Origin of the sequence: Arsenophonus sp. ENCA (assembly GCF_002287155.1) — a bacterium.
GTDB lineage: Bacteria > Pseudomonadota > Gammaproteobacteria > Enterobacterales > Enterobacteriaceae > Arsenophonus > Arsenophonus nilaparvatae.
Window position 1 is genome coordinate 1 of the sequence record NZ_NHNG01000553.1, and the last position, 8,090, is coordinate 8,090.

An 8,090-nucleotide genomic window follows, 5' to 3' on the forward strand; every position below is an offset into this window, starting at 1 on the left:
TTAATATAGTTATAACTTAATTATATAATACGCAATTACATGTAAATTTAATTCATTTCTTTTGAGGTTTGAAAATGAAAGGCGAAAAAAATCATCCTGTTCTGTTAAAAATTCCTTTTAGTATTATAAGCCTGTTGCCAAATAATCGGATTAATTGCAATTTATCAAAATATTAAAAGTTGACTATAAAATAGCCATTTTTTGAATTAAAAATAATCAATTTTAGATTAAAAAATGAACCACTCTCGTGTTTTTGAGGTGTATGTGAGTCGTTTTTGTTTAAAGCAGCGCGAGTTCACTATTTGGCAACAGGCTTAATGTTATTGGGTGATCTGCATGCATGGTAATATGCAGCTGTCGCTGAATGAGAAGATTTGGCTAAATTGAACGGTTAAAATGATAGGCATTTACAGCAAGAGCAGAAATTATCTGATGACGTGGAAGTTATCGATGGGGTGATGCCAACTCAGTAGCATTTTAGTGTGGCAGAATGACTTTTACTCAATTTGCCACAGCGTATTAGATGACATAGAGAGAATAATAGTGTTAGCAGATATCGCTTAAGATTGAGGTAGTTAATAGCGGTGAAAGGTGGCTGTAATAACGTTGATTGAATTAAATTTTTGAAAAAGACTGGTTAATCATCTTCAAGTTTATGATGAAAAAGTTGAATAATTACTGCTAGTGCCTGTTCTTCATCTGGACCGGTTACTTCAAAATCGATATAGCTACCTTGTTCTGAATCTAGCATCAACATCGCTATAACACTATCTGCTTGAGCTTCTACATTATGGCAATTGCGCAACAGCACTGTAGATTTAAATTGTTGGATTAGTTCACAGAGCATCATTGCTGGCCTGGCATGCATACCCTGTTGATTTTTTATAATAATGCGGTGATAGACAGTCATGACTTTCTCTTTTCTAACGTCCGATGACGCGACTGAACATTTTTGCCTCTAGAGCGAAAGTAATCAGCCAGTTGTTCGGCAACATAAACTGAACGGTGTTTACCTCCGGTACAACCGATAGCAATCGTCAAATAGCTACGGTTATTAGATTCTAACATGGGTAACCATAATTCAAGATAACTACGGGTTTGATAGATAAAGTTATGCACTTCTGTGTGTCGGTCAAGGAAGGCAGCAACAGGACGATCGAGACCTGTCATAGGACGTAATTTAGGATCCCAATGTGGGTTAGGTAAAAAACGGACATCAAACACATAATCTGCATCGATCGGAATACCATGTTTAAAGCCAAAGGATTCGAAAACCATGGTCAATTCACGTTCCCGTTTACCTAATAAACGTGCTCTAAGCATTTCAGCCAGTTCATGTACTGACATTTCAGAGGTGTCGATAACTAAATCTGCGCGTGAGCGGAGTGGTTCTAATAGATCATTTTCCTCATCAATAGCATTTTCTAATGATAAATTTTTATTGGAGAGTGGATGTAAACGGCGTGTATCACTATATCTTCTGATCAGTGTATTACGGTCGGCATCAAGAAAAAGTAATTGTGGGGAAAAACTAGCCGGTAGATTTTTTAACGCATTTTCGAAAATTGTTGGGTTGTCTGGCATATTACGAACATCAATACTCACGGCCGCAGAAGTTTGTCGTTCAGTAAGTGAATTTGCTAATTCTGGCAGTAAAATAACGGGCAGATTGTCAACACAATAAAAACCCATATCCTCCAGTGCCCGTAGAGCAACTGATTTACCTGAACCAGAACGGCCACTGACTATCATCAGCACCATGAGTCATACCCCTTAAGTTTCTTCACAAAGAAAAATCATTATTTGGCTTAGATTTTTTAGAAACCAGTTATTCAGTAATGATTTTATAGAGTTCATCATTACTTTGCGCAGCGCGTAAACGACGACATAGGTTCTTATCAGCCAACCGTTTGGCAATTAAAGAGAGAGTATGTAAATGTGTTTTACATTGCTCTGAAGGAACTAATAATGCAAACAGTAAATCGACTGACTGATTATCAATGGCATCAAAAGCAATAGGTTCATCTAAATGGAGAAAAACACCAACTGCGTCGGATGAATTGTTTTCATTTAATTTGCCATGTGGGATTGCAATACCTCCGCCGATACCGGTTGTGCCGACTTTTTCACGGGTTAATAATGAGTCAAAAACGACACTTTCAGGTACATTCAGTGCAATTGCAGCAACTTCACTAATAATTTCTAGTGCTCGTTTTTTACTCGTACAATGTACATTATTTAGTGTACAAGATGGTGTTAATACCGAGCTTAATGATAATTTTTTTTCACTGTTCATTGGATTTATTCACTTAGGGCAATTATACCAGATATCCATAATGAATATCTGGCATGAACGATACTAACATCGATAATCTACATTTAGTGTCATAGTGCCCTTGTTGTTTAATAACACAGATTAATGTTGTTTCAATTTTTCTTTGTATTTAGTAAGCTGGCGCGCCATTTTTTCTACCATGGCATCAATTGCCGCATACATATCATCTTCTTGAGCAGAAGCATGTAGTTCTGCTCCATTCACTTTCGCCGTTGCCTCAGCAATTTGATTAAATTTCTGTACTTTTAAAATTACATGAATAGCATTGATATGGTCAAAATATTGTTCAAATTTTGAACATTTATCTTCCACGGTTTGGCGTAATGCTTCGGTAATTTTAATATTTTGGCCAGTAATTTGAAATTCCATAGTATCTTCCTTCTCAGTTAATTCAAATCAGTTTTTTACGCTGATTAGAGGGTGGAATGGATAGAGACTCTCGATATTTAGCAACTGTACGACGAGCAATTTGAATACCCTGTTCTGCTAGTATGCTCGTTAATTTGTTATCACTCAAGGGTTTTGCAGGTTTCTCTGCCGCAATGAGTTTTTTTACTAGCGCGCGTATAGCGATAGAAGAGGCTTCTCCTCCGGTATCAGTGTTAACATGGCTAGAAAAAAAGTATTTCAGTTCAAAAATACCTCTTGGACTATGTAGATATTTTTGTGATGTGACACGGGAAATCGTCGATTCGTGCATATCAACCTGATAAGCAATATCCGCTAGTACCATAGGTTTCATATGCTCTTCACCATATTCAAAAAACTGTTGTTGATTTTCAACAATACATTGGGCAACTTTTAATAAAGTTTCATTACGACTTTCTAAACTTTTTATTAACCATTTTGCATCTTGTAAGTTGTTACGGATGAATTGGTTATCTTCTTCATTATCAGAGTATTTCCCTAGAGAAGCATAATGTTGATTGATTTTTAAGCGTGGAATGTTTTCAGTATTTAGAGCTACTTGCCAGTCATTATCTATTTTGCGCACCAGAGCATCAGGGACAATATATTGTGGTTCATTAGTTTGAATGATTTGCCCAGGTTTAGGATCTAATCGTTGGATCATAGCGATAACTTCTTTCAAGGCCGTTTCTTTTAGTTTGGTTTTTCGGCTAAGTTGCCGAAAATCACGATTGCCAAGTAATTCTAAATGGTCGTTAATTATCAGTTTAGCTTCTTTTAGAAAAGGAGTCTCGCGAGGTAACGCTGATAACTGAATTAGTAAGCAGTCTTTTAAATTTTTGGCTGCGACGCCAATCGGATCGAAGTGCTGGATCCGTTTTAATACAATTTCAACTTCTTCCTGGGTAATATCTGCTAGGGCTAAACCCGCGTAAATATCTTCAATAGTGGTGCTTAAATAGCCGGAATCGTCCACAGCATCAATAATGGCGGTGGCAATCGCGGCATCTATTTCAGTAAAAGGTGTTAATGATGCTTGCCAGGATAAATAATCTTGCAACGTTTGCAATGTTTCTCCTTGATAGATAGGAAAATCATTGTCACTAAAATTATTGGTTAGAGTTGGATAGTTATCTGAGGGATAAATTTCTTCCCAATTAGTATCTAAAGGTAATTCGCTTGGCACATCATTTTGTTCGATGGCGTCAAAACTATCTAGTGCCGCTGGCTCGTCATTATTAATATCTGATGTTTCAATTTCCTGGTAGAGGTCATCTTGTTCAAGTAAAGGATTGCTTTCAAGAGTTTGCTGAATTTCGTGTTGAAGTTCTAATGTTGAAAGTTGCAACAAACGAATAGCTTGTTGTAGCTGTGGTGTCATCGCCAACTGCTGACTGAGTCGGAGTTGCAAACTCTGTTTCATAAAATTGGCTTAGCCTCTTGGGAATAACATAATAAAAAAATTTACCAACTTTAATTAGTCACGGTTAGAGGCGGAAACCTTCTCCCAAATAGACGCGTTTGACTTGTTCATTTTCTAAAATCGCTTTAGGAGTTCCATGAGCGATAAGATGACCTTGACTGACAATGTAAGCACGTTCACAGACATCTAATGTCTCTCTCACATTGTGATCGGTTATTAATACGCCTAAACCATAATCTCTCAAGTGTTGGATTATTTTTTTTATATCTAATACTGAAATCGGATCAACACCAGCAAAAGGTTCATCTAAAAGAATAAATTTAGGATTAGCCGCTAATGCCCGGGCTATTTCTACCCGGCGACGCTCCCCGCCAGAAAGTGATTGACCGAGGTTATTTCGCAAATGAGTAATACTAAACTCTTCCATCAATTCTTCGGCACGTTGCTGTTTTTCTTCGAATGTTAAATCTTTACGAATTTCTAATACAGCCATCAGATTATCGTAAACGTTTAGCCGGCGAAATATTGAGGCTTCTTGTGGTAAATAACCTATTCCCCTACGAGCCCGTTCGTGAAGCGGCAGCAAACTTATATCTTCATCGTCGATAGCAATTTTTCCAGTATCACGAGGAACGATACCAACTACCATATAGAAGGTTGTCGTTTTACCTGCACCGTTTGGCCCAAGTAAACCAACGATTTCACCTGAACTGACCTCCAGGCTAACGCCTTCAACAACCTTGCGGTTTTTGTATGTTTTTGCCAAATGTTTCGCAGTTAATTTCGCCATTTCTATTATTTACTCTTACTATTATTTGTACTTTTTACCCCAGGGCCTTTTTCTTGTAATTGGGAAGGTAACAGTATGGTTGTTACTCGTTTCCCTTTATCACTAAATGCTTCCATTTGTTGGGTTGGGACTAAATAGGTAATTTTGTCACCTTTAATATTGCTATCTAGTTGTTCAAGGTAAGCATTACCCGTTAGGATGACCAGCCCTTTCTCCATTTCATAACGTATTTTGTCGCTGTGACCTTTGATCGGTTTACCATCATCTTGTAATTGATAAAAATTGGCTGGCGTACCATAGGCTTCGACAACCATCTTTTTGGCATCGCCGTTCGGACGGGTGACAACGACTTTATCAGCTCGAACATCTATAGAACCTTGTTTTATGACAACATTTTCTGTAAATGTGGTAATATTTTTTTCTAAATCAAGTGACTGTTTAACTGAATCAATCTGAATGGGTTGTTGAGAATCACTTTTCAGCGCTATTGCTGGCAAGCTTAATATGAATATTGAACTAGTCAATGCTACATTAATGAAGATCTTTTTTGCCAATATCATTTAGTTGTTTCCTTCGGGAGCTGTTTGCTTATTGGGGATTTCATAATAGGTTTTAACATCTTCAATTAACTCAGCGGTATGCGTTTTCATATTACCGCGCATTTTCATACCCACTGATCGTAAACCGATACCAATTACTGTGACTTTATCATCAGATGAAACATCCTGGGTAATTAGGTTAACGATGGCATTTTCCGTCAAAATTTTTTGTAAATCTGAAGTTGGATTTAAGCTATTTACTTGAACATTACCATATAAATAGAGCATGTTGTCGTTGGTTAATTTGGCTTTATTAGCGCGTACGGCCCAAGTGGGGATACTTTTGGGGTCATAAGTTGTTAATACTGGATTAATAAACCAGCTGGTTTTATTACTTGAAAAGTGGTGCGTCTCATCCGTTATAAGCTTATAGGCCAATTTACCCATTGGATCATAGACATGGGTAATGGCATTACCAGTTTGATAATTTGGTTGGCTGTTATCAACCATAGCGGGTGCTTTTGATTGATTAAAATCAGCTAAGTTCCAGCCAATAAGCGCTAAAACAATTAGTGTTAATATAATGTTAAGCCAAAACTTAAATTTGCTCATCGTTGTTTCGTTTTTGCCTATATTGATAAACCGTGGGCATTTTCTATCTTATCTTGAGCAAGCAGGATCAGATCACAAATTTCACGTACCGCACCTTTGCCGCCTGCTTGATATGTAACATAATGCGCTTTACTTAACAACATTGGATGCGCGTCAGCTACCGCAATCGAAAGCCCTATCTGCGACATGACAGGCCAGTCAATTAAATCATCACCAATATAAGCAATCTGTTGAGGTTGGAGTTTTAATCGGGTTATCAGATCATTATAAGCTAATTTTTTTTCACTTTGCCCTTGGTAAAGATAATTAATACCGAGTGTTTTGGCACGATCTTCCAATAATTTAGCTTTACGCCCAGTAATAATGGCAACTTCAATTGCCGAGGTCAGTAAACAACGGATACCATAACCATCTTTTACATTGAATGTTTTTAGTTCTTCACCATTATTCCCCATATAAATTAAGCCATCTGTCATGACACCATCAACATCACAAATTAGTAATTTTATAAGACGTGCTTTTTCAACGATATGTTGGTCTATTGGGCCATAACAGGTTGTGATTTTATTATCATTATTCATGTATTATTTCCAATAATTATATGATGCCAGATTGCAAAAGATCATGCAGATGAATAACACCAATAAGTGTATCTGCTTTTGCCACCAGTAAGGAAGTAATATGGTGGTGTTGCATCAAATTTAAGGCGTCAATCGCTAGCATATCGGGTTTTACCCTAATACCACCGGCTGTCATTACATCGGTAATTTTGGCATTATTTAAGTCAATATTCATTGCAAAGACGCGTCGTAAGTCACCATCGGTAAAAATACCTTCAATTTGCATTTCTTCATCACAAATCACAACCATACCTAGTTTTTTGCGAGTAATTTCCACTAATGCTTGCTGTAATGTTGCCTGTTTCATAACATTTGGAATATTTTTCCCGGTATGCATTAGGTCACTCACTCTTAATAAAAGTTTGCGGCCTAATGTGCCACCTGGATGAGAAAGTGCAAAATCTTCAGCGGTAAAACCCCGCGCTTCAAGTAAAGCGACCGCAATCGCATCTCCCATAACTAACATTGCGGTTGTGCTTGTTGTTGGCGCTAGACCTAATGGACAAGCTTCCTGCGGTACTTTGATACAAAGGTGAAAATCTGCCGCTTTTCCCATGCTACTAGCAGGGTTTTTTGTCATACAAATTAGCGCAATATGTTGGCGTTTTAACACTGGAATGAGTGCTAATATTTCATTTGACTCACCGGAATTAGAAATAGCCAGAACAATATCTTGACGACTAATCATGCCTAAATCACCATGACTGGCTTCTCCTGGATGGACAAAAAAAGCCGGTGTTCCTGTACTGGCTAATGTGGCTGCAATTTTACGGCCAATATGGCCTGATTTACCCATTCCCATAACAACGACTTTGCCAGTACATTTGAAAATCAGTTCACAAGCTTGGTTAAAATCATCATTGATATATTGCTCCAAACTGGCAAGCCCGCTACGTTCAATCTCCAATACCTTCTTCGCTGTTTTTTGAAAATCAATTTCAGACATTTTTATTCCCCAATTTGATATAACTAATTTAATTATATGGGTTAATAGATGTTTAGTAAGACTCGTTTTTTCATATCACTCGCTTTGTATTACTGTCATCAATATATTATCCGTACGTTGTATTATTAGAAAAAATAGCATTTTTCACTATGATGACATTTGAAAATTTGTTTATTGTGACGATGTAATAAGCGTGTTGCTTAATAGTGAAATAAGGGTATTTCGGTGATTGAAGTAAATTTTAGGCTGTTCTGAGATGGAAATTCCAAAGACCGGCACTAAGGAGTAAAAAGGTATCATCAATAAAGGGTCTACGATTCCGTAAAATTTGGGTCATACAACCGAAGCGCTTGATACCCGCGATGGCGTGTTCAACCGTAATACGGATGCCCGAGATTATTTTATTTTCTTGTTTTT

General features: G+C 37.3%; 11 protein-coding genes. All 11 read right to left on the minus strand.

Going from position 1 to position 8,090, the window contains the following annotated elements:
• Positions 1 to 637: 637 nt before the first annotated feature.
• On the minus strand, positions 638 to 910 hold the full coding sequence (gene npr / locus CBG25_RS14295) for a PTS phosphocarrier protein NPr (protein WP_290607442.1): 273 nt from the start codon (positions 908 to 910) through the stop codon (positions 638 to 640).
• Positions 907 to 1,761 carry an RNase adapter RapZ gene (gene rapZ / locus CBG25_RS14300; RefSeq protein WP_290607444.1) on the minus strand — a complete coding sequence of 285 codons (855 nt, stop codon included), beginning with the start codon at positions 1,759 to 1,761 and terminating at the stop codon, positions 907 to 909. Before rapZ ends, npr begins: the two co-directional genes overlap by 4 nt.
• A 67-nt stretch (positions 1,762 to 1,828) precedes the next feature.
• On the minus strand, positions 1,829 to 2,296 hold the full coding sequence (ptsN, locus tag CBG25_RS14305) for a PTS IIA-like nitrogen regulatory protein PtsN (RefSeq protein ID WP_032115660.1): 468 nt from the start codon (positions 2,294 to 2,296) through the stop codon (positions 1,829 to 1,831).
• 120 nt (positions 2,297 to 2,416) lie between these two features.
• Positions 2,417 to 2,704, minus strand: coding sequence for a ribosome hibernation promoting factor (hpf, locus tag CBG25_RS14310; RefSeq protein ID WP_290607448.1), 288 nt, complete (start codon positions 2,702 to 2,704; stop codon positions 2,417 to 2,419).
• 22 nt (positions 2,705 to 2,726) lie between these two features.
• On the minus strand, positions 2,727 to 4,166 hold the full coding sequence (gene rpoN, locus CBG25_RS14315; protein WP_290607449.1) for an RNA polymerase factor sigma-54: 1,440 nt from the start codon (positions 4,164 to 4,166) through the stop codon (positions 2,727 to 2,729).
• 64 nt (positions 4,167 to 4,230) lie between these two features.
• On the minus strand, positions 4,231 to 4,956 hold the full coding sequence (gene lptB, locus CBG25_RS14320; RefSeq protein ID WP_290607451.1) for an LPS export ABC transporter ATP-binding protein: 726 nt from the start codon (positions 4,954 to 4,956) through the stop codon (positions 4,231 to 4,233).
• Positions 4,957 to 4,961: 5 nt separating this feature from the next.
• Positions 4,962 to 5,516, minus strand: a complete 555-nt coding sequence (lptA, locus tag CBG25_RS14325) for a lipopolysaccharide ABC transporter substrate-binding protein LptA (protein WP_290607453.1) — start codon at positions 5,514 to 5,516, stop codon at positions 4,962 to 4,964.
• The gene (gene lptC, locus CBG25_RS14330; RefSeq protein ID WP_290607455.1) at positions 5,517 to 6,107 is read right to left on the minus strand and encodes an LPS export ABC transporter periplasmic protein LptC; all 591 of its coding nucleotides are present in this window, start codon (positions 6,105 to 6,107) and stop codon (positions 5,517 to 5,519) included. It lies immediately after the preceding gene.
• Positions 6,108 to 6,124: 17 nt separating this feature from the next.
• Entirely contained in the window at positions 6,125 to 6,688 is a 564-nt protein-coding gene (gene kdsC, locus CBG25_RS14335) for a 3-deoxy-manno-octulosonate-8-phosphatase KdsC (protein WP_290607457.1), read from the minus strand.
• A gap of 16 nt (positions 6,689 to 6,704) precedes the next feature.
• Complete coding sequence (gene kdsD, locus CBG25_RS14340; RefSeq protein WP_290607459.1) at positions 6,705 to 7,694, minus strand: arabinose-5-phosphate isomerase KdsD; 990 nt, start codon at positions 7,692 to 7,694, stop codon at positions 6,705 to 6,707.
• Between the two features lie 220 nt (positions 7,695 to 7,914).
• The gene (locus CBG25_RS21480; protein ID WP_366212646.1) at positions 7,915 to 8,073 is read right to left on the minus strand and encodes a hypothetical protein; all 159 of its coding nucleotides are present in this window, start codon (positions 8,071 to 8,073) and stop codon (positions 7,915 to 7,917) included.
• Positions 8,074 to 8,090 lie beyond the last annotated feature (17 nt).

Excerpts from the sequence above, each read along its gene's own strand:
- lptC (WP_290607455.1), bottom strand. The coding sequence starts at position 6,107 with ATGAGCAAATTTAAGTTTTGGCTTAACATTATATTAACACTAATTGTT.
- kdsC (WP_290607457.1), bottom strand. The coding sequence starts at position 6,688 with ATGAATAATGATAATAAAATCACAACCTGTTATGGCCCAATAGACCAA.
- rpoN (WP_290607449.1), bottom strand. The coding sequence starts at position 4,166 with ATGAAACAGAGTTTGCAACTCCGACTCAGTCAGCAGTTGGCGATGACA.
- rapZ (WP_290607444.1), bottom strand. The coding sequence starts at position 1,761 with ATGGTGCTGATGATAGTCAGTGGCCGTTCTGGTTCAGGTAAATCAGTT.
- lptA (WP_290607453.1), bottom strand. The coding sequence starts at position 5,516 with ATGATATTGGCAAAAAAGATCTTCATTAATGTAGCATTGACTAGTTCA.
- hpf (WP_290607448.1), bottom strand. The coding sequence starts at position 2,704 with ATGGAATTTCAAATTACTGGCCAAAATATTAAAATTACCGAAGCATTA.
- npr (WP_290607442.1), bottom strand. The coding sequence starts at position 910 with ATGACTGTCTATCACCGCATTATTATAAAAAATCAACAGGGTATGCAT.
- ptsN (WP_032115660.1), bottom strand. The coding sequence starts at position 2,296 with ATGAACAGTGAAAAAAAATTATCATTAAGCTCGGTATTAACACCATCT.
- lptB (WP_290607451.1), bottom strand. The coding sequence starts at position 4,956 with ATGGCGAAATTAACTGCGAAACATTTGGCAAAAACATACAAAAACCGC.